Source organism: Sulfitobacter sp. W074, assembly GCF_025142275.1.
GTDB lineage: Bacteria > Pseudomonadota > Alphaproteobacteria > Rhodobacterales > Rhodobacteraceae > Sulfitobacter > Sulfitobacter profundi.
The window spans coordinates 147709-171999 of sequence record NZ_CP081130.1 but is presented as its reverse complement, the minus strand read 5'-3'; the positions used below and the strand labels follow the sequence as shown (position 1 = coordinate 171999).

At 59.8% G+C, this 24291-nt stretch carries 22 protein-coding genes; 8 read left to right on the top strand and 14 right to left on the bottom strand.

What is annotated here, in order from left to right; genetic code table 11:
- Positions 1–11: 11 nt before the first annotated feature.
- The 9 genes from K3762_RS00800 to K3762_RS00760 form a co-directional block, all read right to left on the bottom strand.
- Entirely contained in the window at positions 12–1469 is a 1458-nt protein-coding gene (locus K3762_RS00800; protein WP_067629482.1) for a biotin carboxylase, read from the bottom strand.
- Positions 1470–1486: 17 nt separating this feature from the next.
- The gene (locus K3762_RS00795; protein ID WP_120349857.1) at positions 1487–4222 is read right to left on the bottom strand and encodes an aminotransferase class I/II-fold pyridoxal phosphate-dependent enzyme; all 2736 of its coding nucleotides are present in this window, start codon (positions 4220–4222) and stop codon (positions 1487–1489) included.
- 65 nt (positions 4223–4287) lie between these two features.
- Complete coding sequence (locus K3762_RS00790; protein WP_067629486.1) at positions 4288–5370, bottom strand: carbon-nitrogen hydrolase family protein; 1083 nt, start codon at positions 5368–5370, stop codon at positions 4288–4290.
- A gap of 67 nt (positions 5371–5437) precedes the next feature.
- Entirely contained in the window at positions 5438–5869 is a 432-nt protein-coding gene (locus tag K3762_RS00785) for a universal stress protein (RefSeq protein WP_067940946.1), read from the bottom strand.
- 12 nt (positions 5870–5881) lie between these two features.
- Positions 5882–8635, bottom strand: coding sequence for a TRAP transporter permease (locus tag K3762_RS00780; RefSeq protein ID WP_067629489.1), 2754 nt, complete (start codon positions 8633–8635; stop codon positions 5882–5884).
- 103 nt (positions 8636–8738) lie between these two features.
- Positions 8739–9698 (bottom strand): TAXI family TRAP transporter solute-binding subunit, encoded by a 960-nt coding sequence (locus K3762_RS00775; RefSeq protein WP_067940950.1) that lies wholly within the window; start codon positions 9696–9698, stop codon positions 8739–8741.
- A 231-nt stretch (positions 9699–9929) separates the two neighbouring features.
- The gene (locus K3762_RS00770) at positions 9930–11531 is read right to left on the bottom strand and encodes an ABC transporter ATP-binding protein (protein ID WP_132444008.1); all 1602 of its coding nucleotides are present in this window, start codon (positions 11529–11531) and stop codon (positions 9930–9932) included.
- A complete protein-coding gene (locus K3762_RS00765) occupies positions 11528–12343 on the bottom strand; it encodes an ABC transporter permease (RefSeq protein WP_260010908.1) in 816 nt (271 codons plus the stop codon). The genes K3762_RS00770 and K3762_RS00765 overlap by 4 nt, the downstream gene beginning before the upstream one ends.
- Complete coding sequence (locus K3762_RS00760; protein ID WP_120349854.1) at positions 12340–13287, bottom strand: ABC transporter permease; 948 nt, start codon at positions 13285–13287, stop codon at positions 12340–12342. The genes K3762_RS00765 and K3762_RS00760 overlap by 4 nt, the downstream gene beginning before the upstream one ends.
- A 251-nt stretch (positions 13288–13538) precedes the next feature.
- Here K3762_RS00760 and K3762_RS00755 point away from each other — a divergent pair, with 251 nt between their 5' ends.
- The gene (locus tag K3762_RS00755) at positions 13539–13976 is read left to right on the top strand and encodes an HdeA/HdeB family chaperone (protein ID WP_120349853.1); all 438 of its coding nucleotides are present in this window, start codon (positions 13539–13541) and stop codon (positions 13974–13976) included.
- Between the two features lie 76 nt (positions 13977–14052).
- Here the strand turns inward: K3762_RS00755 and K3762_RS00750 are convergent, their stop codons facing one another.
- Positions 14053–15537 (bottom strand): ABC transporter substrate-binding protein, encoded by a 1485-nt coding sequence (locus K3762_RS00750; RefSeq protein ID WP_132444006.1) that lies wholly within the window; start codon positions 15535–15537, stop codon positions 14053–14055.
- Positions 15538–15696: 159 nt separating this feature from the next.
- Here K3762_RS00750 and K3762_RS00745 point away from each other — a divergent pair, with 159 nt between their 5' ends.
- The 3 genes from K3762_RS00745 to K3762_RS00735 all read left to right on the top strand — a co-directional run bounded on the left by K3762_RS00745 (position 15697) and on the right by K3762_RS00735 (position 18981).
- Positions 15697–16959, top strand: coding sequence for an Hsp70 family protein (locus K3762_RS00745; RefSeq protein WP_132444005.1), 1263 nt, complete (start codon positions 15697–15699; stop codon positions 16957–16959).
- Between the two features lie 198 nt (positions 16960–17157).
- Entirely contained in the window at positions 17158–18003 is an 846-nt protein-coding gene (locus K3762_RS00740) for a formate/nitrite transporter family protein (protein WP_067623994.1), read from the top strand.
- A 48-nt stretch (positions 18004–18051) separates the two neighbouring features.
- The gene (locus K3762_RS00735) at positions 18052–18981 is read left to right on the top strand and encodes a YihY/virulence factor BrkB family protein (RefSeq protein WP_067936468.1); all 930 of its coding nucleotides are present in this window, start codon (positions 18052–18054) and stop codon (positions 18979–18981) included.
- Positions 18982–18984: 3 nt separating this feature from the next.
- On the opposite strand, the gene K3762_RS00730 is transcribed toward K3762_RS00735, so the two are convergent.
- Entirely contained in the window at positions 18985–19713 is a 729-nt protein-coding gene (locus K3762_RS00730) for a Crp/Fnr family transcriptional regulator (protein ID WP_067623991.1), read from the bottom strand.
- Between the two features lie 90 nt (positions 19714–19803).
- On the opposite strand from K3762_RS00730, the gene K3762_RS00725 reads away from it, so the two are divergent.
- Positions 19804–20175 (top strand): hypothetical protein, encoded by a 372-nt coding sequence (locus K3762_RS00725; protein WP_132444004.1) that lies wholly within the window; start codon positions 19804–19806, stop codon positions 20173–20175.
- Here the strand turns inward: K3762_RS00725 and K3762_RS00720 are convergent.
- From K3762_RS00720 to K3762_RS00710, 3 genes are all read right to left on the bottom strand, one after another.
- On the bottom strand, positions 20126–20461 hold the full coding sequence (locus K3762_RS00720; protein ID WP_120352111.1) for a phage holin family protein: 336 nt from the start codon (positions 20459–20461) through the stop codon (positions 20126–20128). The two genes, K3762_RS00725 and K3762_RS00720, sit on opposite strands and share 50 nt — an antisense overlap.
- A 16-nt stretch (positions 20462–20477) precedes the next feature.
- Positions 20478–20783, bottom strand: a complete 306-nt coding sequence (locus K3762_RS00715; protein ID WP_067623987.1) for a YqjD family protein — start codon at positions 20781–20783, stop codon at positions 20478–20480.
- A 105-nt stretch (positions 20784–20888) separates the two neighbouring features.
- On the bottom strand, positions 20889–21698 hold the full coding sequence (locus K3762_RS00710; protein WP_067623984.1) for a response regulator: 810 nt from the start codon (positions 21696–21698) through the stop codon (positions 20889–20891).
- A 94-nt stretch (positions 21699–21792) separates the two neighbouring features.
- On the opposite strand from K3762_RS00710, the gene K3762_RS00705 reads away from it, so the two are divergent.
- Genes K3762_RS00705 through K3762_RS00695 form a run of 3 tightly spaced genes read left to right on the top strand, consistent with a single transcriptional unit; the run spans position 21793 to position 24247 of the window.
- The gene (locus tag K3762_RS00705; RefSeq protein ID WP_201722086.1) at positions 21793–21963 is read left to right on the top strand and encodes a NepR family anti-sigma factor; all 171 of its coding nucleotides are present in this window, start codon (positions 21793–21795) and stop codon (positions 21961–21963) included.
- Positions 21963–22520, top strand: a complete 558-nt coding sequence (locus tag K3762_RS00700; protein WP_067623982.1) for an RNA polymerase sigma factor — start codon at positions 21963–21965, stop codon at positions 22518–22520. The genes K3762_RS00705 and K3762_RS00700 overlap by 1 nt, the downstream gene beginning before the upstream one ends.
- A gap of 2 nt (positions 22521–22522) precedes the next feature.
- Positions 22523–24247, top strand: coding sequence for a sensor histidine kinase (locus tag K3762_RS00695; protein ID WP_260010904.1), 1725 nt, complete (start codon positions 22523–22525; stop codon positions 24245–24247).
- Positions 24248–24291: the final 44 nt, after the last annotated feature.

The window sequence follows — 24291 nt, the reverse complement described above, 5'->3', positions numbered from 1 at the left end:
CTTTCATCTTGCTACAGGATCTTGAACGCCGGATCAGAAAGCTCCGGACCAGCAGACGCGGTGGGCAGGGGTTTGCCGTCCACACTGCGTTTGATCCCATGGATCCACTTTTTCGCGCGCTCATTCAACTGGAAAGACTTGGTCATCGACCGCCCCCGCGTCACAAGGATGCCGATATCCGCGCCTTCGTAGCGGTAATCACCCGGTTGCAGGATGCGCAGGAAGAAGGCTTCGTTCTCGCTCTCCACCGCGCGGCGGTGATAGTCGAAGCGGTCAAAGACCACGCTGCCGTCTTCCTTCATCTTGTAGATGCCGGTCTCGGGCGCTTCGGTGCAGATGTCGACACTGTCATCGGTGTGTTTGATGACCATCTGGCTCCAACCGTCGATGTTGTCCGGATCGGCCCAGCGGGCGTTCAACTCATCCACGTCGAGGTTGAACTTCTTGCGGCTGAACTCCAACAGGTGGAACAGGAAGAGCGGCGCATCGGCATGGGCGAAGGCCGCGTGGTTGGTCATCGAAGACGCGCCTGTGATGCGCGGGTTCAACTCACCCAGCCACAGATCGCCGGTCTTTTTGTCGATCAGGAAATCGAGCTCGAAATAGCCGCGATAACCCTCCTTGCGCAGCTGCTCCCCGAACTTGAAGGTCAGATCGCGGGCCTTCTCCCGCACCTTCGGCGGGAAGGCGGTGGCGAGGATTTCATTCCCGCACCAGCCGCCGCGATAGGGGGTCAGTTCTTTGAAACCCACAAGTTCGGTCATCAGCGGGCCGACGATGGTGCCCTCCTTGGTCGCACAGGCCTCGATCGCCGCGCCACGGCAATCGATCCGCTTCATGATCTTGATCTCGCCCTCGCCGATGATCTCGCTCTCGTGGCGGCGGAAGTCGGCTTCGGACTTGATGAAGAAGGTCGTGTGCCCGCTGTCGCCATAGGCCGACTGCAACACCAGATCATGGCCGATCCCGGCCTTCTCGCAGGTCTTTTTCAGGTCGTCGTAAGATTTCACCTCGGCCAGAACGTTCGGCACCGAGGGCACGCCCGCCTTGTTGCCGATGCGCACGGTTTCGATCTTGTTGTCCATCGACTGGCGCAGCTTGGCTTTCGGGAACCAGACCTCGGCGCCCAACTCCTTGCTGAGACGCTCGGTCTCTTCGTCGAACATCAAAAAGACGAACTTGGGCTTGCCGCCGCGGCGCTTGATAAAGTCGATGACCTCTTTGTGCTGCAGCAAGTAGTTGTTGATGTCCTCGATGCTCTGGAACTCTGCATGGGGCTGTTCCGAGGGGCAAAAGACGTTGGGGTGCTTACCGCCGTAGCAGTCGATATAGCAGATGTATTTGAAATTCTTCACCCATTCATCAAGGCCCAACAGATTGAAGTTGGTGGCCGAGATGAAATAGACCGGGTCCTCGTTTCGGTGAAAGAACCGGCGGATTTCGGAGATATTCTTGAGAATTTTTACCATGTCGTGGGTCCTTTTGGTCAAACGGGTGAAGAAGAAAGGTCTTTGCGGCGCACGCGTTTCAGCGCCTCCGCGGTAAAGACGCGCAGGCCCAGATCGGGCCGGTATCCGTGGATCTCGCTCACGTCCAAGGCACGCATAAAGTCGAGAATTTCCTGACTGACGACCTGTCCGGGGACAAGGATCGGAAAGCCGGGCGGATAGGGGATGATGAAACTGGCCGAGACAACGGTATCGCCCGCGTCCATCACCTCTTGGAGTGAGCCGTTCAGGTCGAGGTAGTCACAGTTTTTCTCATCATAGGCGAGGAAGAAGGGCGTGCGAATGTCCCCCTCTGGCGTATCCGCGGCGCGGAAGGCTTCGTGGAAGCAACTGAAATCCGGCAGCGGGGGGTAGTTTTCCATCAGGTTGGTGACACGCCGATCGAACGATAGCCGTTCCATCCGGCTGGCATCGTCCAAAAGATCGTCGAGCGATTTGGCGATCTCGACCAGCACTTCGATCAGATAGGCGACCGAAGAGCGCGTGGTGCCTATGTTGGTCATGAACAACACGGTATTGCGCGAGGTCTTGTTGATCTGGATGCCGTATTTATCCATCAAGATCTGCGTCTTGAAGGTATCGCCATCCCAGCCGGTGCCGCCCACGGCAAGCGTCACGCGGGTGGCGTCGAGGACAAACTCGTCCTGTTCCCAGCAATCCCACATGTCGGTCCAGCCCTGTTCGGTGTCGTAATAGCTGGTCACCCCGCTTTCGCGGTGGGTTTCGGGGATCATGTCGCCTGCGGTCAGCACCTTGAAATATTTGCGCAGCAAGGGGTGTTCACTGATCGCGCGGCGCATCGACATCGCCGCTTCGACCTGCCGCTGCACGAACTCAAAGCCCTCAAGTTCGACCTGCCGCCGCCCCACATCCAGCGAGGCGATGATCTGGTAGTTTGGCGAGGTTGACGTGTGCGTCATATAGGCTTCGTGGAAGCTTTGTTCGACCTCGCCTTTGAAGTCCTGATCGTTGACATGGATCATCGACCCCTGCCGCAGGGAGGTCAGGGTTTTATGGGTCGATTGCGTGGCATAGGCCCGCACCCGCGCCTGCGGTGGCGGGATCAGCCGGGTGTTGAGCAGGGTCTCATCATCCGCGTCTTTCAGCGTCTTTTGCTGCGCTTCATAGGCGTCGGCATGGGCGTCAGACTTGAATTTCTCGCGCAGGGTGTTGGCCGCGTTCATCGCCGTGCGCTGGCGATATGTGGGACTAAACCGGGCGAAAGCGAACCACGCCTCATCCCAGAGGAAGATCAGATCGGGCTTGATCGCCAGACATTCCTCCATCACCCGCTCGACGTTATAGACCAGCCCGTCGAAGGTGCAGTTGGTCAGCAGAAGCATCCGCACCCGATCAAGCTTGCCCGCCGCTTTCAGCTCCAGCAGCCGGTGCTTGATTTCGCGCAGGGGCACCGCGCCATACATCGAGTATTCATTTAGCGGATAGCTGTCGAGATAGCTGACCTGCGCGCCGGCCAGCACCATGCCGTAGTGATGCGACTTGTGGCAGTCGCGGTCGACCAGCACGATGTCACCGGGCCGCACCAGCGCCTGCACGACGATCTTGTTGCAGGTTGAGGTGCCGTTGGTGGCGAAAAACGTCTGCTTAGAGCCGAAAGCCCGGCTGGCGAGTTCCTGTGCCTCTTTGATCGGGCCATGCGGTTCCAACAGACTGTCGAGACCGCCGGACGTGGCGGAAGTTTCCGCTAAGAAGATATTAGGCCCGTAAAACGCCCCCATGTCCTGAATCCAATGGCTGCGGGTGATCGACTTGCCGCGGCTGATGGGCATGGCGTGGAAAACGCCTGTGGGCTGCTTGGAATATTCCACCAGCGCGGTGAAGAAGGGCGACTTGTTGCGCGCCTGCACCCCGCGCAGGATATTGAGGTGCAACTCCATGAAGTCTTCTTGGTTGTAGAAAACCCGCCGACAAATTCCCAGATCCAGCCCGGCGATATCCTCGACCGAACGTTCGGTGACCAGATAGGCGTCCAACTCGGGCCGGACCTTGGCGATCATCCGGCAAAGTTCGGGGCCATAGCTTTCAGGTTCAAGCGCGTCGATCTCATCCTGCCCCCCCGCGCGGGCGAGGTAGCGTGTCAGGATCTGCTGATCGACCTTTGATTTCAATGTCAGGCCGGGGCGGACGACGATGGCTTGGATGTTGTGGTTGAACATCACCGCAATCAGCGCGTCTTCGAGGCTCGGCACCACGACGGCTTCGTAGATAAACGGGTCTTCGCTGCGGCGCATGCGGGTGACATTGCTGCGCAGCCAGCGCTCTTGCTGTTCGTTCACATTGTCAACGATAAGCACTTCGAAATAGGGCTTGGCCAGAGCGCGCGCCTCGGGTGGGAGCATCGCCTCGTCGTCATGTTCGTCTTGATCCAGACTGTCGCGTTCCAGCGGGATCGTGCGCCGCCGGTAAGCGCCGGTGGTCAGCGCACGGGTCACCCGGTTCACGGCAAAGGCCAGATCCTCGAAATTGCCATGGGCAAATTGACGGCGCATGTGGTCAAAGGCGGACATGCCCGGAAAGGCCCAATAGGGCTCGATCAGGGCCAGCGAGTCGAACAGCGCCTCGATTTCCTTGCGGCCCTGCGCCGCGCCTTTGCCCTTAGGGTCACGCGACATGGCGGCGGCGGCGGCGCGCAGGGCGCTCCACCGATCCGACCGCAGTTGAATGGCCGAGGAATAGTCGTTCATAGAATGCATCAGTCGTCCTCTGCTGGAGGGCCGACCGATGCCTAGGTACCGCAGTGTGCGAACCTAACCTCGGCCTAGCCGCTGGTATTGTCGTTCTGCCCGGGTGTTTCGGGCGTTGTTTGTGGGTCTGGCATGGCCGCAGCAGGTGCCGCGGGCGCCGGTGTCTGTGCCACTTCCGGCGCGGTGCCGGCGGTGGCGCTGGCAAGCGGTTCCGGCGGGAAACCGTTCTTGCCCTTATAGGCGGGGATCTCGGCAGGCACCTGCTGGGCGGGCACATCGACATGCAGCCCCGCGCGGCTGCCCTGCTGCGGAACTTCGAGCGGGCCGAGGGTGTGCAGGAAAGCATCCGCGCCGCTGTCGCGGTCATAGACCGGGAAATCGGTCGGGCGATCACGGAAGGATTTGAGCAACTGGCCCAAGCCCTTCATCCCCGTCTCACGCTGGCGGCGCACCATGTTGAGATCGATCTCAATCGGGAACATGTCTTCTTGGCCTGCCGACTGGTGCAGCACCATCGAGGTCGGATCAACGACACAGGACTTGCCCACACCGCCAGCGCCAAGGCCGTTCACGTCAAAGATATAGCACTGGAACTGCGCCGCCGTGGCCCGCGCGATGGCAAGCTCTGCGTCGCGGTCCGTGGTGCCAGTCAAAACCGGGTGCAACAGCACTTCGACACCCTGAGAGGTCAGCTGGCGCGTCGTCTCGGGGAACCACATATCATAGCAGATCGACAGGCCAAAGCGGCCCACATCTGGCACGTCGAAGATGCAGAATTCATTGCCCGCCGCGATCCCGGCCTCATAGGGCCGGAATGGGAACATCTTGGCATAGCGGCGCACCACTTCGCCTTCGGGGTTGATGACGACGGAAGTGTTATAGACCCGGCCATCTTCGGGATGCTTTAGGAACATCGAACCGGGGATCAGCCAGACGCGGTGCCGCCGCGCGGCGGCCTGAAACTGTTCAATCGTCTCGTTCTCGGGCGGCAGGGCAAACCGGTCGAGCGGGCCGAAAGGCGCCAGTTCAGAGAACAGCACCATCTGCGTCCAAGGGAAGCGTGCCATCAGAATGTCGAGCCGCTGGATCATGCCATCGACATTGGGCTGCAAGGCATTGACGTACATCTGCACGCCGGCAATCGCGAAAGGGGTCATGCGTGAATACTCCGAACAACGCGGCGCAATGGACCATTTCCCTGCTTATCTCCGCGACGCACGTGTCTTACGCCCTCACGACCAAAACGGAAACAGGCGAACGACGCACAATGCGGTCGGCATTGGAGCCAACGAGGAATTCACGCAGGCTGTCGGGGTGTTCTGATCCCATGACCACCAGATCGGCGTTTGATTTCTTTATCGTTTTCAGCGCCTCGCGGTGGATTTTGCCGAACTTGAGGTGCTGCTTCACCTTTACGTCATCAGGCACTTCACGCTCGACTAGCTTTTCAAGCGCCTTGGCCGCACGGCCTGTGGCCTGTTTTTCGTAATCTGCGGGAAAGAACCCTTCGACCAGCGGCGTGCCCATGTCAGGCACGACCGACAGGATATGCAGGGTGCCCTTGGACAGGCGGATCATATCCACCGCCTGCGGCAGCGCTTTCTCCCATGATTTTGGGTCACTCAGGTCAACAGTCAGCAAGATATTGTCAAACATGGTGCGCCCTCCTCAGGCTGTCGCGGGCTTGCGGGTGTCACGCGCGGCACGGCCCCGTTGCAGGAAGACGACCAGTGCCAGCAGCAACAGCGCGGGGATGAACATCCAATATTTGCTGGGTTGCGGCATCGGTTTCAGCACGCGCAGCACCTCTTGGTCCCAATCAAGGCCCGCGCCCTGCGCAGGGCTATCGTAGAGGACATCGTCGATGATCATCTTGTCGCCATCCTCGCGGAACATGAGACCTGCGGCTTCCAGCTTCTCGGCCCCCGTCTCGCCCGCGCCAATCGGCAGCAGCGCGACGAATTCCAGCGGATCGCCCAGATCGTTCACTCCCGCAACGCGCAGGCGCAGCCGCTCACCGGCGGGCGTTTCCTCAGCCGCCTGCACGATCTCGGTCGGCGCTTCTTCGCTATAGGGCGGATAGACCATGTCCATCCAGAACCCCGGGCGGAACAGGGTAAAGGCAATCAGCAGCAACGCGATGGTTTCATAGAAACGGTTGCGGGCCAAAAACCAGCCTTGGGTCGCGGCGGCGAAGAGCAGCATCGCTACAGTTGCCACGACAAAGATGAACAGCCCCTGCCCCCATGTGACCCCGATCAACAGCAGTTCCGTGTTGAAGATAAACAGGAACGGCAGCGCCGCGGTGCGCAGGGAGTAGAAGAAGGCCACGAGACCCGTGCGGATCGGATCACCGCCCGAAACGGCGGCGGCGGCAAAGCTTGCCAGCCCCACCGGCGGGGTCACATCGGCCATGATGCCGAAATAGAAGACAAAGAGGTGCACAGCGATCAGCGGCACGATCAGCCCGTTCTGCTGACCCAATGTCACGATCACTGGCGCCAACAGCGCCGAAACCACGATGTAGTTCGCAGTGGTGGGCAAGCCCATGCCAAGGATCAGCGACAGGACCGCGGTCAGGAAGAGGATCGCAAGGATATTGCCGCCCGAGAGCACCTCAACCACATCCGCCAGCGCCGAGCCGACGCCGGTCTGGCTCACCGCGCCCACGATGATACCGGCCGTTGCCGTGGCGATGCCGATACCGATCATGTTGCGTGCGCCGGTGACCAACCCGTCGATCAGGTCAAGAACACCCGCCTTCACGTCGTTCACAAACTGGCTTTCGCCGCGGAACATCGCCATCAGCGGGCGCTGTGTCAGCAGGATAAAGATCATGTAAGCCGCCGCCCAAAAGGCCGAGAGGCCGGGCGACAGACGGTCGACCATCAGCGCCCAGACCAGCACGACCACGGGCAGGATGAAATGCAGCCCCGACCGCGCGGTCGGTCCGGGCATCGGCAGCGATGTCACCTCAGCATTGGGATCGTCCAGCTTCAGCGGCTCTTCTTTGCTGGCGACATAGAGCAGACCAACATAGACCGCCGTGAGGAAGACAAAGATGATGTAGCCCGCCGTCTCAGGGAAGGCCGGGCGGATCCAGCCCATTAGGTAGTAAACCGCGAAAGACAGGGCGCAGATGGCGATGATCGCAAAGGCGATGCCGATCAACTGCTGCACCAGCGGCTTGGGCGTATAGGCGCGGGGCAGACCCTGCATCCCGGCTTTCATCGCTTCAAGGTGCACGATGTAGACCAGCGCGATGTAAGAGATAACCGCAGGCAAGAAGGCGTGTTTGACCACGTCGAAATAGGGGATGCCGACATACTCGACCATCAGGAACGCCGCAGCGCCCATCACAGGCGGCATGATCTGACCGTTGACCGAAGAGGCCACCTCGACCGCGCCTGCTTTCTCGGAGTTGAAGCCCACTTTCTTCATCAGCGGAATGGTGAATGTGCCGGTGGTCACAACGTTCGCGATGGAGGAGCCCGAAATCAGGCCGGTCATGGCCGATGCCACAACCGCCGCTTTCGCCGGACCGCCGCGCATGTGGCCCATGAGGCTGAACGCGACCTGAATGAAGTAGTTGCCCGCGCCCGCACGGTCCAACAGCGAGCCGAACAGCACGAAGAGGAACACGAAAGAGGTCGACACACCAAGCGCGATGCCAAAGACGCCCTCGGTGGTGATCCACTGGTGGTTCACGATCTCCGACAGGCTATTGCCCTTATGGGCGATGATGCTGGGCATAGAAGGGCCAAGCACGGTGTAGAAAAGAAAAATGCTCGCCACGATCATCAACGCAGGCCCAAGCGCGCGGCGGGTGGCTTCGAGCAGGATTAACAGTCCGGTAACCCCTGCGATATAGTCTGGCAGGATCGGCGCGCCGACGCGGTTGGCGATTTCGCGGTAGAAGATAAAGAGGTAAAGCGCACAAAAGGTGCCAACGATCGCCAATGCCCATTCCCAGATTGGAACGCGGTTCTTGGGCGAGCCGAGCAGCACTGTCGCAATCACGAAAAGTGCGGGGATCGGGATCCACCAAATCGCGGTCGAATCTTTGGTGCTGACCATAAAGAGCGCGGCAAGAACGGCCGGAACGATGACACCAAGTGCCACCTGAAAACTCGTGCGCGTGGCCGGGAACACCATGATGCCAAGGAATACGGCAAAGCCCAAGTGAATGGAGCGGGCCAGCGTATCATTGAACAGACCAATGGGTGACGCGATGTAGAGTTGAAACAGCGACCAAGCCAGTGCCACCAACAGCAGCAAGGTGCCCATCAGCCCGCTTACAGCACGGCCGCCCGTATCAGAAGAAGCGACAAGTTCGTCCAGTTCCGCCTGGCTCAGTCCGCCTCGGTCACCGGTTGCGGCGGTTTCGACAGCCGCCGCCTTTTGCTGGTCCTTCTCAGACATATCGTCCCCCTGTCGGCTCCACCTTGGGGTGGATGCGCATATTGTTTTTTTCGGGTCTCTGACGGCAGCGTACCGCCGCCAGAGCTATCATGTCACGCGAAGATTACTCGATCCAACCTTGCTCTTTGTAATACTTCTCTGCACCGGGGTGCAGCGGCGCAGACAGACCGCCCGAGATCATCTCTTCTTGGGTCAGGTTCTCGAACGCCGGATGCAGACGCTTGAAACGGTCGAAGTTGTCAAAGACAGCTTTCACGACCTGATAGACCACATCGTCATCCACATCAGCGGATGTCACAAAGGTCGCTTTCACGCCGAAGGTTTTGATGTCGCTGTCGGTGCCCTTGTACATGCCGCCCGGCACGGTGGCCTCGGCATAATAGGGGTTGTCGTCGATCAGACCTTGGATCGCATCACCATCCACGGGGATCAGCTTGGCGTCGATGGTCGACACGGCTTCTTGGATGGAACCATTCGGGTGGCCAACGGTGTAGATGATCGCATCCACTTTGTTGTCGCCCAGAGCGGCGGCCTGCTCGGCTGGTTTCAGTTCGGAAGCCAGTGCGAAATCGTCCAGCGTCCAGCCCTTGGCGTCCATCACGACTTCCATGGTGGCGCGCTGACCGGAACCGGGGTTGCCGATGTTGACGCGCTTGCCTTTGAGATCATCAAAGGACTCGATGCCGCTGTCGGCACGGGCGATGACGTTGAACGGCTCACCGTGCACGGAGAAGACCGCGCGCAGGTTGTCGAACTTGTCGCCTTCGAACTGCGAGGAGCCGTTATAGGCATGGAACTGCCAGTCGGACTGGGCAACGCCCATATCCATGTCGCCCGCTTTGATCGCGTTGATGTTGGCGATGGACCCGCCGGTCGACGGCGCGGTGCATTTCAGGTTGTGGTCCGCTGTGCCGCGGTTCACCAGACGACAGATCGACTGACCGACGACGAAGTAAACGCCCGTCTGGCCACCGGTGCCGATGGTGATGAACTTTTCCTGCGCCATGGCCGCAGTGCCGGCCACCATGGCACCGGTCATTGCGAGCATTTTGAACATTTTCATAAGATGTCTCCCATTGTTATATTGGCGGACCACCCTTTAGGCGGACACCATTGCATGCACAAGTAGAGCGCCGCAGCCTTTAGGCAATTGACTGGGCAGGGAAATTTCTAACGCGCCGTTCAGGCCCAAGCAGACATGCCCTTGTGGCGGGAATCCCCGAATTCAGGTTAGGTCGGATTGCCATCGCGATCAATGCAACTCCCTTTCATGGCGTAACCCGACCCCAAAAGCCTACCCTACAGGCTGGGGCAAATCCGGCAGAACCGGCGCGGCGGCGATGAGTGATTTGGTATATTCATGCTGCGGCGCATCGAAGACCAGCGCGGTCTCTCCGGCCTCTACGATCTTGCCGGACTGCATCACCAGCACCCGGTCCGTCACCGTGCGCACCACCGACAGGTCGTGCGAAATAAAGAGATAGGTCAGATCATAATGGCTGCAAAGCTCGGCCAGCAGATCAAGGATCTGCGCGCGGACTGAGACATCCAGCGCGCTGACCGCCTCGTCGAAAAGGATCAGCTCTGGCCGGATGATCAGCGCGCGGGCAATGGCGATCCGCTGCCGCTGCCCGCCCGAGAATTCGTGAATGTATTTGCGCGCATCTGCGGGGCGCAGCCCCACGGCGGTCAGCGCTTCGTCAATCGCGCGGGTCCGCTCCGCCCCCTGCGGCGCGCTGTCGAGCAGGTGGAAAGGCTCGGTCACCAACCGATCAACGCGGTGGCGCGGATTGAAGCTGCCGAAAGGGTCTTGGAACACCACCTGCATCTTGCGGCGCACGGCAAGGTTCGGCTTGGTCCCGGTGAAGACGGGCTGACCATCGACGGTGATGCTGCCCTCTTGCACCTGTTCCAGACCCAAAATCGCCCGAGTCAGGGTCGATTTCCCGCAACCGGATTCCCCGACCAGCCCCAAACGCTCCCCCCGGTTCAGGGTAAAGCTGAGGTTGTTCACCGCGCGGAATGTGCCGGGCGCACCAAACAGCGTTTTGCGCGGCAGATGGTAATCGCGGCAGACGCCCTTGACCTCCAACAGCGGCTGGGGCGCGGGCGGCTCGGGCAGGTTCACCTCATGGCGGGAGGCGTCGAAAAGCATTTTGGTATAGGGGTGGCGCATGTCATGCAGCAGGGTTTGGGTTTCCCCCTGCTCGACGATCTGACCCTTGCGCATGACGATGATGCGGTCGGCCATATCGGCCACGACGGCAAGGTCATGGGTGATCATCAACAGCCCCATACCGTCTTCGCGCGCCAGACGGGTCAGCAGGGTAAGGATTTGTGCCTGCGTGGTGACATCCAACGCCGTGGTCGGCTCATCGGCGATCAGCAGACGGGGGCGCAGGGCGATGGCGATGGCGATCACCACCCGCTGACGTTGCCCGCCGCTCAGCTCATGCGGATAGCGCGACAGGGGGAAACGATCTTGCGGCAAGCCGACGCGGGTCAGCGTATCGGCGGCGCGGGTCTCAGCCTCGGCGCGCGACACGCCGGGTTCATGCACGCGGATGGTTTCGGCCACTTGGCGGCCAATGGTCTGCACCGGGTTCAGCGCGGTCATCGGCTCTTGAAACACCATGCCGATGTCATTGCCGCGCACGCCGCACAGGGCCGCTTCGCTCATCTGGCTCAGGTCATCATCGCCCAGCATTATATGGCCGGTGGTCGTGGCCCCCTTTGGCAGCAGTTGCATTGCCGCCAGCGCGGTCATCGACTTGCCCGAGCCGCTTTCCCCGGTCACGGCCACGATCTCTCCCGGTGCGACAGAGAAGGTCACCCCGTCGAGGATGCGCAGCCCGTGGATCGACAGCGAGAGATTGGAGACAGTCAAAAGCGTCATGTGCGTGCCACCCTCAGGCGGGGATCAAGCATGTCCCGCAGCCCGTCGCCCATCAAGTTCAACCCCAGCACCGTCAGAATGATTGCGAAACCGGGCATCAAGGCCATATGCGGCGCGATGCTGACCATCGTCTGCGCATCGGCCAACATCCGGCCCCATGACGGCACCGGCGGCTGCGCGCCAAGGCCGACGTAGCTCAGCCCCGCTTCGGCAAGGATACCCAGAGAGAATTGGATGGTCCCCTGCACGATCAGCAGATTGGCGACATTGGGCAGGATATGCTCAGCCGAGATCCGCGCGGCGGATTTGCCCGCGACCCGCGCGGCGAGGATGAATTCACGTTGCCACAAAGACAGCGCCGCCCCGCGTGTGATCCGGGCGAAAACGGGGATGTTAAAGATGCCGATGGCAATGATCGCATTGATCGCCCCGGCGCCAAAGACCGCCGTGATCAGAATGGCGATGACAATGGCCGGAAAGGCAAAGACCAGATCATTGCCGCGCATGATGACCTCATCCACGAGGCTCCCGCGCTGCGCTGCGGCCCAAAGCCCCAGCGGCACGCCCGCGCCCATGCCGATGCCCACCGCCACCAACGCTACGGCGATAGAGGTCCGCGCGCCGACCATGATCATGCTGAGGATATCGCGGCCAAAGTGATCGGTGCCCATGGGATGCGCCAGCGAAGGGCTGTGCAGCTTGTTCGCGATGTCGAGCCCGGCATAGTCATAGGGCGTCCAGACAAAGGAAATCAGCGCAGCCAATAGAAAGACCGAAGTCAGCGCAGCACCAAGGATCAAATTGCGGTTCATGTGCGCGCCCTCAGCCGGGGATCGACGGCGGCATAGGCCAGATCGACAAGGAAATTCACCAAGATCACCGAAAAGACCAAGAGCATCACCACCGACTCGACCACGATCAAATCCCGCGCCGAGATCGACTGAAACACCAGCCGCCCAAGGCCGGGTAGATAGAAAACCTGCTCAATGATGATCGACCCGGCCAACAGGAAAGAGAACTGCAGGCCGATGATCGTCAGCACCGGGATCAGCGCATTGCGCAGCCCGTGCCGCCAAAGCGCCTGTCGCGCGGTCAGCCCCTTGGCCCGCGCGGTCCGCATGAAATCTTCGCCCAGAACATCCAGAAGGGCCGAGCGCATGACCCGCGCGAGGATCGCCGCCTGCGGCAAGGCCAGCGCGATGGCAGGCAGGGTCAGCGCATGCAGCCCGGCGAAAAGCCCCTTGTCCCAGCCGACGAAACCGCCTGCCGAAAACCAGCGCAGGTTGATCGAAAAGATCAGCACGAGGATCATGGCGAACCAAAAGTTCGGCACCGCCACGCCCAATTGCGTTGCCCCCATGACGCCAACGTCGCCCGCCCGCCCCCGGCGGGAGGCGGCGTAGATGCCCGCCGGAAAGGCCACGATGACAGAGAGGAAAAGCGCATAAAGCGCCAAGGGCACAGAGACCCAAAGCCGGTCACCGATCATCTCGGTCACCGGGGTGCGATAGGTGTAGGATGTGCCGAAATCGCCGCGCAGCATGCCACCGACCCACTCAAGGTAACGCTCCGGTCGGGACTGATCGAGCCCCAGTTCACTGCGCAGCGCGGCCAATGTTTCTGGCTGTGCATTCAGGCCCAGCATAAAGGAGGCCGGATCGCCGGGGGCGACCTCGATCACCATAAAGATCACCAGCGACGCGACCGCGAGACTGATGAGCAGGGAGAGAAATCTTTTCAACGCATAGCGCAACATAGCGCGGAGGTTAGGCGGCACGCTCGGGAGGGTCCAGAGCCCGCGTGCAGTTTCCCAGAGGAGAAAGAGAGAAATGCTGAATTTTTAAGGCCCAGGCAGCGCGGGGCCGGGGTGCACATCGAAAGAATCCAGCATTGTGAGCATGTTATGCACTGAAACTGCCGTTTTCCCGTTCCTAATCGCTATGCGCTGGAACCATATCCGTTATGCGGTGTTGTCTTCGGGAGAACAGATAAAACTGGAGAATAAAAATGAAAACGACTTTGAAAACACTTGCGATCGCCGGCCTTCTGGGCACCGTTTCCGCACCCGCCTTCGCCGCTGCTCACATGGACATGGCCACCATGACCTGCGCCCAGTACCAAGAATTGAGCGATGAAGACAAAATGAAAGTCGCTTCCATGGCAATTGCCGAGCTGGAAGATGGCGACCACGGTGGCTCCATGATCACCGAAACCAAAAACGACGGTTCCGAGCCGAGCGACATCTCTGCTGCTGAAGCGACAGACGCTGAAGAAACCGAAGATTCCCTGATCGACGATACAAAAGCCGTCGAAGATTCCGAAGAAGCTGACGAGATGGCCGACACGGAAATGGAGCAGGAAATGGAAGACTTCATGGTCGTCTGTAACCAGAACCCCGACGCGCTGGTTAGCGAAGCCGCAGCAAACCTGCGTGGCAAAGACTAATAGGTCTTCGCATTTAATTAAGAAGGGCGCGCCTCACGGCGCGCCCTTCTTTAATGCTTAAACGCGATCCTATGGATCACTCCGCCCAGCTTACACCGGTCAGGTCGGTGGCCTGCGTGGGCGCGTTTACCCAAAGCCCCTCGACACCCGCCTTGGCAATCGTCGGGAAAGCGAGCTGGAACAGATAGCCGTTCACATAGTCTTCGGCGATCATGCGCTGCGCCTTGGCCAGCATCTCGGTCCGCGCTGCGGGTTCTGCCGTCTTGTTGAACTCGGTTATCAGCGACTGGAACTCAGCATTGTCATATTGGAAGTAATAGTCCGGGTTGGCGTAGATGTTGATGTCCATCGGCTCTGTATGGCTGACGATCGACAGACCGAAATCCTTGCCTTTGAACACCGTTTCCAACCACTGTGCCCATTCGACATTGGTGATCTGCGCCTTGATGCCAACTTCGGCCAGCTGGGCTGCGATGATCTCTCCGCCGCGGCGGGCGTAGGATGGGGGCGGCAGGTGCAACGTCGTCTCGAACCCATCGGGGAAACCGGCCTCGGCCAGCAGCGCCTTGGATTTTTCAGGGTCGTAGCTGCTCATCTCAGTCAGATCGACGTAGTCCGGGTTATGCGGCGCGAAATGGGTGCCGATGGGCGTGCCATAACCAAACATTGCCCCATCGATGATTGCCTGACGGTCGATGGCATGGGCCACGGCCTCGCGGACTTTAACGTTATCGAAAGGTTCGCGCTTGTTATTGATCGATAGGATCGTTTCCCCCTCGGTCGAGCCGATCAGCACTTGGAAACGCGGGTCCGCTTCGAACTGGGGGATATTTTCCGGCGCGGGGAAGCCGGTGAAAACATCGACATCCTCGGCCATGACCGAAGCGAAAGCCGCTGTCGGGTCCGAGATGAACTTGAAGGTCGCGCTGGCCAGCGCGGGCGCCTCGCCCCAATAGTCGTCATTCCGGGTCAGAGTGATCTTGTCGCCCTGATTCCAGTTCTCAAACTTGAACGCGCCTGTGCCAATCGGGGTTTGCTTGATCGCCTCGACCGTTTCAGGTGCGACGATCACCGCGTCGCCCCAAGCGAGGTTGAACAGCATGTTGCCATTCGGTTCGCTCAGTTTGACCTCAACGGTCTGCGGGTCAATGACGTTCACTTCGGAAATTGCGGCATAGAGCGTCTTTTGCGCGTTGGCGCTGTCTTCGGCGTTGATCCGGTCGAGGGTGAATTTCACGTCCTCGGCGTCCATCGTGGTGCCATCGTGAAAGGTGACCCCCTCGCGCAGCTTGAACGTATAGGTCAGCCCGTCTTCGGAAATCTCCCAGGACTCAGCCAAGCCCGGCACGACAGAGCCATCGCCCATGAAACGGGTCAGCCCTTCGAAGACATTGGTATAAAGCACCGAGTCGATGGCCCCGGCCGCGGCAGAGGTCGGATCAAGGTGCGGCGGCTCAAGCTGCATGGCGACGGTGATGTCGTCCTTGGCGAAGGCGCTGGTGGCGGCGACAACCAATGCAGCACTGGCCACACCGGTCATCAAACGGTTCAAACGGTTCATGAAGTTCTCCCATATTGGCGTATTTTTTTGCGAGGCTAGCCAAAAGCCGCGCGACGCGCCAGCCTTCGTTGCCAAGCCCGCGCGAGAAGGGTATCGCGGGTGCTTTGCACGGGCGCGCTGCGCATCGGACCGCCCGTGAGAAGGCATTAGGAGAACGTCATGGCCAGGCTGGGGATTGATTTTGGAACGTCCAACACCGCGGCGGGCATCGCCGTCAACGGCACCCCGCAACTGATCGCACTAGAGGCCGAGGCGCAGACCCTGCCGACGGCGGTATTTTTTGATTTCGAAGCGCGTGAAATGCGGATCGGCGCCGCCGCCTCTGACGCGCTGCTGGCCGGGGCCGAGGGCCGTTATATGCGCGGGCTGAAAAGCCTGCTTGGCACCCGGCTGATGCGCGAGCGGCGGGTGCTTTTAGGTGAACGGCTGGACTTTATCGACATCGTGGCGCGGTTTCTGGCGCGGGTGAAAACGCAAGCCGAAGCCGCCACGGGGATGCAGTTCGACACAGCACTCTCTGGCCGTCCGGTGCGCTTTCATTCAGCCGATGACGCGCGCGATGCGCAAGCGCTGACAGACCTGCGCGAGGCCTATGGCCGGGCCGGTTTCGACCATGTGGATTTCATGAACGAACCCGAAGCCGCCGCGCTTGCCAACCGCGCCGCGCTGCGACCGGGGGATCTGGGGCTGGTGATCGATATCGGCGGCGGCACCTCTGATTTCACGCTTTTCCGCCAGCGCGGGAATGATGAGATCGACATTTTGGAAAGCCACGGCATCCGCCTTGGCGGGACCGATTTTGACCGGTCCTTGTCCATCGGGCGGGTGATGCCGCAGCTTGGGATGGGCAGCGAAATTCGCCATGCTTTCGGAGGCGACACCCACATCGCGCCCAATGCGATCTTCAACGATCTGGCCACTTGGGCGAAAATTCCGTTTCTCTACGGCGCTGACACCCGCAAGGCGGCGGCGGAATTGCATAAGTTTGCCGAACACCCCAAGCGTCTGGCACGATTGGTTAAAGTGCTTGATGAAGAGCTTGGTCATGATCTTGCTTTTGCCGTCGAAGCGGGCAAAATCCGCGCCAATGGCGCAGGGGCCGAGGGGGATGCAGAGCCGGTAATCGACGTGTCGATGCTCAAACCCCGCGCAACTTTGCCCCTGCCCCGTGACTGGATGCGCAAGCGGCTTTCGAAACTGGCCGCACAGATGGGGGATGCAGCGGAGACGACAGCGCGGAACGCAGGCATCGCGCCCGGCGCCGTGGACCGGCTGATCTTTGTCGGCGGGTCGAGCCTGATGGAGGTGGTCGAGGCCGAAATGCGCACACGCTTTCCGCACGCGGAAGGGCATCGGGGGGCGGCGCTGACGGCTATTGTCGAGGGGTTGGCGTTGAGTGCCGGTGGGGGAGAACGCGGCTGATCCGTCTGATTGAGGGTGCGGGATCGGTATTTAAGAAAGGATGAAGTTGAAGGGGGGGGACACTCCCCCCGGTGGGGGCGAGATTGGCGGGGCGTTGTTGTTTGGGGCGCGCGGATTAAGCAGCCTGGGGCTTTTTACTGTGCAGGGGGCTTCGGCGGGCTATGTTCATCATGTCCATGAATTTCAGGAAGAACGCGAATGGCCCCACTGATCCAGAAAAAGCCCCCTACCTCTGCCGTGCAGGAAGAGGCGGAAGAACGCTCTGTCAGTGAGGCGGCGGCGCTGTCGCCCAAGCTGATCTATGAGGTGATCCGGCGCGAGGGGCGCGATGAGTTGAACCGCACCAACCGGTCGTTGATCTGGTCGGGGATATCCGCGGGGATGCTGATCAGTCTTTCGGTCTTGGGGGAGGCGATTTTCCGAACCTATTTGCCAGATGCAGGCTGGCGTTTTCTGCTGGAGAACCTCGGCTATTCATTGGGGTTCATCGCGGTCATCATGGGCCGGATGCAATTGTTTACCGAAAACACCATCACCACGGTCTTGCCCCTGATGCAGGAACGTAGCCTGAATATTCTGTGCAGGCTCATGCGGCTTTGGGCCGTTGTGCTGGGGGCCAATGTGATCGGGGCCTTCGCGGCGGCCGCGCTGTTTATCTATACGCCCGCCATCCCGGCGGAGGTTTTGCCCGCCATCATCAGCCTTTCGGAACACGCGACGGGCATGCCGGCGGCGGAGGGGTTTTGGCGGGCCATTCCGGCGGGGGTCATCGTGGCATTGATCGTCTGGATGCTGCCCGAAGCGGATGAGGCGGCGTTTTTCCTGATCCTGACCTTTACCTGGCTTATTGCTGCGGGGGATTTCACCCATATCGTCGCCGGGTCAGTCGAGATGGCAGCGCTCATTCTGCATGGCGGGCTGGGGCTTGGTCAGGCGATCTTTGGCTTCTTCCTGCCGGTGCTTGTCGGCAACATCATCGGCGGCACGTTGATCTTCACCCTTGTTGCTTGGGGGCAGGTCCGCGACGATGTGGAGGACAGCTAACGCGAAGCGGTCCCGGTTTTGGCCGGGGCCGAATTGAAAGGATTGGCATTGGTGCTGCGCAGACCTCCGACCCGACCGGCGATCTATTGGGATGCTTTCAAGGCGAGCCTAAAGCAAGCGGCCGACGATAACCTTGCGCTGATCTCGGCCGGGGTGGCGTTTTTCGCGATGCTGTCGTTGTTTCCCGCGCTGGCGGCGCTGATTGCGCTTTTGGGGCTGATCTCGGACCCTGTTGTGGTCATTGCCCAGTTGGAGGATGTGCGCGGGCTGCTGCCGGATGATGTCTATGACATTATCAATACGCAGGTGACCGGGCTGGTTACCGCGCGGGCCGATACCTTGGGTTGGGCCGGTATTGTATCGCTGCTGGTGGCGCTGTGGTCTGCGCGGGCCGGTGTGGGTGCCATGGTGATCGGTCTGAACGCTGTCTATAACGAGCGCAACCGCAATGCTGCGAAACATTACCTGCATGCCTTGATGTTGACGGTGAGCCTTGTGGGGGTCGGAATTGTGGCGCTGCTGGCGGTGGTGGTCGCACCCATCATTCTGGCGTTCATCCCGCTTGGACCCTTTGGCAACGCCGTGGCCGACCTGCTGCGCTGGACCGTTGCGACGGCGGTTTTGTTTGCCGGTGTGGGTGTGCTTTACCGTTTCGGGCCGAACCGGCGCGCGGCGCGATTGCCTTGGCTTAGCAGCGGGGCGATTTTGGCGGTGATGTCTTGGGCGGTGCTTTCGATCGGGTTTTCCTATTACGTCGCCAATTTCGGCAACTACAATCAGGTCTATGGCTCGATCGGGGCTGTGATTGCGATGTTGGTCTGGCTTTGGATCAGCAGTTTTCTGATCCTATTCGGCGCGGCCCTGAACGCGCAGGTCGAACGCCGGACGCGCCCGGACAGCACCATCGGCCCGGCCAAACCGCGCGGGCAACGTGGGGCCGAGGCCGCAGATACCTTTATCGATATCACGCAAGAGTAGCTGTTAAAGCAGGGGGCGCTTTTGGCGACCCTCAAGTTCGGTCACCCCCGCTTTCGCCAAGGCGGCGAGGTCGTTGATCTGAAGCACCCTGTCGGACCACGAAAGCAACTGGCGTTCTTTCAGGGCACCGAGGGTTTTGTTGGTGTGCACTACCGACAGGCCAAGCGCATCGGCCAGATCGCGTTGTGAATAGGGCAGCAGCATCTGGTTGTGGGTGACCATCCCCAGCGACTGGCCACGTTCGAAAATCTTGACCATCGCCCAAGCGATGGCCTGCATCGCGGTGCGTTGGCCAATGGTGGCAAGGACTTCGCCCATGAAATGCTCTTCGATCGCGGCCAACCAAGTGATGTCAAAGGCGCGTTCGGGGTGGTTTTTGAAGAAATTCCAGAACTCGCTGCGGTTGAAAACGCAAAGCCGCATATGGGTCCGGGCTTCGACGGAATGGCCCATTTCACCCATGATGCCTGCCTGCAGGCCGATGAAATCGCCGGGGAAGACAAAGCTGATGACCTGCCGGTTGCCGTTTTCCAAGGTCTTGTCGCGGATGCCCATCCCGGTCAGGGCCGTGTAAAGCTGGGGTGAGTTTGACCCCTCAAGCAGGATCGGCGTGCCCGGCTCAACCGTCAGCTCACCGGACTTGAACTTCTCCATGAAGTTCACTTCATCTTTCGACATCGGCAGGAAGGCATCTTTGCGACGGAGAGGGCAATAGCGGCATTGTGTCGTCATCAGATAAAATTTGCCTTCTTATGTCTTAGTTTAATGCGCCCTCGTGGCGCGCCCCCTAAATCGACAACTTTGCTAACCCGGGGGAAGACCATGTCGATTTTGATCTACGAACCGGACCCGTTGGTCTGTTCAGACATAAATGAAACGCTTTCTGCTGCGTTTCCGCAATCGCAAATTCGCCTTTTAGAGACGTTTGATCTCAGCAAGCTGGTGGAAAACATCGACAACATCGAATTCGCGGTCCTGTCGCTGCGGCGCGATCAGTTGCACCAGCATCTGTCGGATTTGTCGAACCTGCGGGAGTGGTTTCCAATCGTCTGTATCATGAACGATACGCCCCGATTGGCGGAGGCCGAAAGGAGGCTGAGGTTCATCACCCGCCCCTTTTCCAGTGGCAATCTGCTCAGCGCTGTTAACGGCGCGCTTTCTGACCCGCGGTTATGCCAGCCAGAAATGCCATGACCAAGTTCTTGAGACCGTCATGTTCGGTCGCGGAGGGGTCTTCCTGACGGGGGGCCTGAGCGGCGGGCGCGCGATCGGATCCGGCCATGGCAAGCAAGAGAAAACCAACACCAAAATAGACCGCGCCGAGGATCAGCGCGGCGGTGAGCGCTGTGGTGACGGTGATGAGATAAAGCCATGCCGCAAGCGTGAGAAACAGCAGCCCGATCAGCAGAAAGAGCGCGGCCCCGGCGCTGAGCATCGCGGTGCGCAGCGCACGCCGCAGGGAGCCGCGCAGATGGTTCATCACCGAGGAAAGCATCTTAGCGGCGGGCCGTCACAAGACCGACAAGGAAACCGATGCCTGCGGCGATGCCGAGGGCGGTACCGGGCTGGGCTTGCAGGAATTCCTCGGCTTGCTTTTGGGCCTCCATCGCCTTCAGGCGCCCTGTGTCGGCAAAATCATTCGCCGCGTTGCGGGCGTTGTCGCGCATCTCTTCCGACTTGGCCTTGCCGTATTCGCCCAGGGTTTCGGTCAGCGATGCGATGTCTTTTTTAAGAAGCGCGATCTGATCCGACAGATCGTCGATGGTCAGATCTTTTGCGGCAGCGGTCGGGGTCTTGGCCATGTGGGCCTCCTGAATGTTTGACTGACGATAGGCAGCGCGGGCGCTGAATGCAAAGGGTTCCCTGCGCAAAGCAAAGCGCGGGGAACCCTGTTTTTCTGGCCCGGCTTAGGCGTTGAGCGTTTCCGTGGAGGAAAAGAACATCGCTTGCGAGACAGCCGAGACGACCTGATCCACCGAATAGGGTTTGGAGATCAGGAATGCAGGCTCTGGCTTGTCACCGGTCAGCAGACGCTCGGGGAAGGCTGTGATAAAGATCACCGGACGCATGCCAAGCTCGTTCAGCAGATCGTTCACTGCATCGATACCCGAAGAGTTATCGGCCAATTGGATGTCCGCGAGGATCAGGTCCGGCACATCGGCTTTGCCCAGTTTCACCGCTTCATCACGGGTGCGCGCGATACCAGTCACCCGGTGGCCCATCTCGGCAACGATAGACTCGATGTCCATCGCGATGATGGCTTCGTCTTCGATGATCATCACCGAACCGGAGGTGCTGTCGGCCATTTCGCGGTGTGCGATCTGGATCAGCTCATCGGCCTCGGCCTCATCCACGCCAATGATCTTGGCGATTTCACCATGCGAAAAGCCTTCGATCGTGTGCAGCAGCAGCGCTTCGCGGCTGTTGTTGGTCAGGCTCGACAGATGCCGCTGCGCCTTGGCGCGGGGGCCGCTTTCGCCTTCTTCCACCGGGGCACCTGCGCTGGCCCAGATACCGTACAAAACCTTGAAAAGACCCGTCTTTGTGTCTACTCCATCGAGCACCGAGCGATCAACCAGGATGGCTTCCAGCGCCGCCGCGGCGAAGGTGTCACCACTGGTCTGGCTGCCAGTCATCGCCCGCGCGAACCGGCGAAGGTAGGGGATATTGGCACCCAGTTCATCGCTGATGCTGGTCTTTTGTGTCGCATCGTTCATCTAGTCGAATCCTTTTTTACTTTTCTTGGAACCAAACACGTCGACATTGTGTTTGGTTCCAGTATGCGTACATAATTATTCAAACGAGACGACGATGCCAGAGGTGATGTTAGTGAATTCAGGAAACAAGGACGAGCGCGAGCGCGTCATCGACGACAACCTCAAGCGTGTCTTCGATGAGACGCTCGATGAAGGCATCCCTGATCGTTTCAAGGATCTGCTTCAGAAGTTGAAGGAACAGGATTCAGAAAAAGGAACGTCATAATGACCCGTCCCGATCCGCGCGACGAGCTGGTAGAACATCTGCCGGCCATGCGGGCCTTTGCCATCAGCCTGACACGCAATGGTGCCACGGCAGACGACATGGTGCAGGACACCTTGGTCAAGGCGTGGACCAACATCGAAAAGTTCCAAGAGGGCACGAACATGCGTGCTTGGCTCTTCACGATCCTGCGGAACACTTACTATTCCTCGCGCCGCAAGGCGAAACGTGAAGTCTCAGACGTTGATGGCGTGTTGACCGATGGGTTGGCCGAAAAGCCTGCACATGATGGCCACATGCAGATGACGGATTTCCGCAAGGCGCTTGCCCTGCTGAAGGATGAGCAACGCGAAGCGCTGCTTCTTGTGGGGGCCTCTGGCTTCTCCTACGAGGAAGCTGCAGACATGTGTGGCGTTGCCGTAGGCACCATCAAAAGCCGCACCAACCGGGCTCGTGCCCGCCTTGCTGAACTGCTGGGTCACCATGACGACGAGTCGCTTGAAATGACCGATGACGCGACAATGTCAGTCCTATCCGCTTCTAAAGTTTCTTCTTTCTAAATATGACGTCTGGCTTCTTCAGCGGTGATCTGATGCGTGGGCTGACGATCCGTATTCTGCTGTTTCTGTCTCTCGCGCTTTTGCCCATCGGGCTGATCGCGGTTGTGCAGACACGGCAGATTGCGGATCAAAGCCGCCAAAGCGCAGAGCTATCGCTGATCGCCGTCACAGAACAGGCCTCTGCCGCGGAACGCCGGGTGATCCAAGAGGCTTTCGGCGCCGCCGAAGCGCTTACCTCTATCGTGCGTCTCAGGCGGGACGACCCAGAGGAATGCACCGCCTTCCTTAAGGAATACAAACAAGCGTCAGACATCTATTCGCTTGTGGGTTTCATCGGGCTAGACGGGAAAATGACCTGCTCCTCCACGGGGCAGGATCATGACTTTTCCGAGGATGAGAACTTTCAAACACTGGTGGAAACACCGGTCCGTCGTGCGATGCCGGTGTTGCAAGGGGCGGTCAGCAATCAGATGGTCACGCTGATCAACGCGCCGGTCTACGAAGAGCGCGAATTGATCGGCTTCATGGCGCTCAGCATTCCCGAAGACGCTATCAACGCGATACGCGAACCCAAGAGCAAACACAGCAGCGTCGCGATGATGACCCTCAACAAGATGGGCCACATCCTGACCACGGAAAACGGGCTGGCCGTTGCCAAAAAGGAATACCCCAGCGATGTCGCCTTGTCGCTGTTGACCACCAAAGAACCCAACGTCTTCCTTTCAGAGAATTTCGATGGCCAAGACCGCGCCTATGTGATCGTCCCAATCGTGCCAGACACGGTCTTTGCGCTGAGCGTGTGGCCCAAAAACACCCCGTTTCTGGACACGGGCGTTTCCACCCGCCTGAGCGCGCTTTTGCCCATCGTCATGTGGCTGGCCAGCTTGATCGTGGCCTTCTGGGCGTTGAACCGGCTGGCGATCAACCACATTCGCAAGCTTGGCCGGCAGATGCGTCGCTTTGCGCTGAACCGCACCCTGCCGCGCGGGACGCTTGGCCCCTCGGTGCCCACCGAATTGGTCGAGATGGAATCCGCTTTTGTCGGCATGGCGGAATCGATCCTGCGAGATGAGGCGACGCTCGAAGACAGTCTTCGGCAAAAGAACATCCTGCTGAAAGAGGTCCACCACCGGGTCAAAAACAACCTTCAGCTTATCTCGTCGATCATGAACATGCAGATCCGGCAGGCCAAAAGCGAAGACGCGCGTTTTGTTCTGCGGCGCTTGCAGGATCGTATCCTCAGCCTCGCCACCGTGCACAAGAACCTCTACCAGAATGACGATCTGGTGCGGGTCAACGCCAGCGAACTGCTGAACGAGATTGTAGGCCAGATGCTATCGGTCGGGCTGGCCTCTGGTTCGGGCGTGCAGGTTGAGCAATCCTTTGAGCCGATCAAGATTGACGCCGACGATGCGGCCCCCCTCACCCTGCTGGTGTCAGAGGCGCTGACCAACGCGCTGAAATACGTCTCGACGGTCGAACATGGCAAAGGGTTCATTTCGCTCAAGCTGATCCAGACCGGGCCGGAACAGGCGATGATTGAAGTCCGCAACACCATCGGCAACCCCGAAGAGGTGAAATCCGGCACCGGGCTCGGCTCTCGTTTGATCCTTGCCTTTACCCGCCAGTTGAACGGTCAGGTCGAGGTTGAAACCACGGATGGCGTATACCAAATCCGGGTTAATTTCCACGTCCCGACCGACAGCAAGATGATCTACGACTACTGACGCGCTATCGGTCAGCGGAATCTGGCCGGAAACGTGGCCCGCAG

What these genes read in the sequence shown, in the direction of transcription:
- K3762_RS00800 (WP_067629482.1), bottom strand. Translation starts at nt 1,469, where the DNA reads ATGGTAAAAATTCTCAAGAATATCTCCGAAATCCGCCGGTTCTTTCAC.
- K3762_RS00795 (WP_120349857.1), bottom strand. Translation starts at nt 4,222, where the DNA reads ATGCATTCTATGAACGACTATTCCTCGGCCATTCAACTGCGGTCGGAT.
- K3762_RS00790 (WP_067629486.1), bottom strand. Translation starts at nt 5,370, where the DNA reads ATGACCCCTTTCGCGATTGCCGGCGTGCAGATGTACGTCAATGCCTTG.
- K3762_RS00785 (WP_067940946.1), bottom strand. Translation starts at nt 5,869, where the DNA reads ATGTTTGACAATATCTTGCTGACTGTTGACCTGAGTGACCCAAAATCA.
- K3762_RS00780 (WP_067629489.1), bottom strand. Translation starts at nt 8,635, where the DNA reads ATGTCTGAGAAGGACCAGCAAAAGGCGGCGGCTGTCGAAACCGCCGCA.
- K3762_RS00775 (WP_067940950.1), bottom strand. Translation starts at nt 9,698, where the DNA reads ATGAAAATGTTCAAAATGCTCGCAATGACCGGTGCCATGGTGGCCGGC.
- K3762_RS00770 (WP_132444008.1), bottom strand. Translation starts at nt 11,531, where the DNA reads ATGACGCTTTTGACTGTCTCCAATCTCTCGCTGTCGATCCACGGGCTG.
- K3762_RS00765 (WP_260010908.1), bottom strand. Translation starts at nt 12,343, where the DNA reads ATGAACCGCAATTTGATCCTTGGTGCTGCGCTGACTTCGGTCTTTCTA.
- K3762_RS00760 (WP_120349854.1), bottom strand. Translation starts at nt 13,287, where the DNA reads ATGTTGCGCTATGCGTTGAAAAGATTTCTCTCCCTGCTCATCAGTCTC.
- K3762_RS00755 (WP_120349853.1), top strand. Translation starts at nt 13,539, where the DNA reads ATGAAAACGACTTTGAAAACACTTGCGATCGCCGGCCTTCTGGGCACC.
- K3762_RS00750 (WP_132444006.1), bottom strand. Translation starts at nt 15,537, where the DNA reads ATGAACCGTTTGAACCGTTTGATGACCGGTGTGGCCAGTGCTGCATTG.
- K3762_RS00745 (WP_132444005.1), top strand. Translation starts at nt 15,697, where the DNA reads ATGGCCAGGCTGGGGATTGATTTTGGAACGTCCAACACCGCGGCGGGC.
- K3762_RS00740 (WP_067623994.1), top strand. Translation starts at nt 17,158, where the DNA reads ATGGCCCCACTGATCCAGAAAAAGCCCCCTACCTCTGCCGTGCAGGAA.
- K3762_RS00730 (WP_067623991.1), bottom strand. Translation starts at nt 19,713, where the DNA reads ATGACGACACAATGCCGCTATTGCCCTCTCCGTCGCAAAGATGCCTTC.
- K3762_RS00725 (WP_132444004.1), top strand. Translation starts at nt 19,804, where the DNA reads ATGTCGATTTTGATCTACGAACCGGACCCGTTGGTCTGTTCAGACATA.
- K3762_RS00720 (WP_120352111.1), bottom strand. Translation starts at nt 20,461, where the DNA reads ATGAACCATCTGCGCGGCTCCCTGCGGCGTGCGCTGCGCACCGCGATG.
- K3762_RS00715 (WP_067623987.1), bottom strand. Translation starts at nt 20,783, where the DNA reads ATGGCCAAGACCCCGACCGCTGCCGCAAAAGATCTGACCATCGACGAT.
- K3762_RS00710 (WP_067623984.1), bottom strand. Translation starts at nt 21,698, where the DNA reads ATGAACGATGCGACACAAAAGACCAGCATCAGCGATGAACTGGGTGCC.
- K3762_RS00705 (WP_201722086.1), top strand. Translation starts at nt 21,793, where the DNA reads ATGCCAGAGGTGATGTTAGTGAATTCAGGAAACAAGGACGAGCGCGAG.
- K3762_RS00700 (WP_067623982.1), top strand. Translation starts at nt 21,963, where the DNA reads ATGACCCGTCCCGATCCGCGCGACGAGCTGGTAGAACATCTGCCGGCC.
- K3762_RS00695 (WP_260010904.1), top strand. Translation starts at nt 22,523, where the DNA reads ATGACGTCTGGCTTCTTCAGCGGTGATCTGATGCGTGGGCTGACGATC.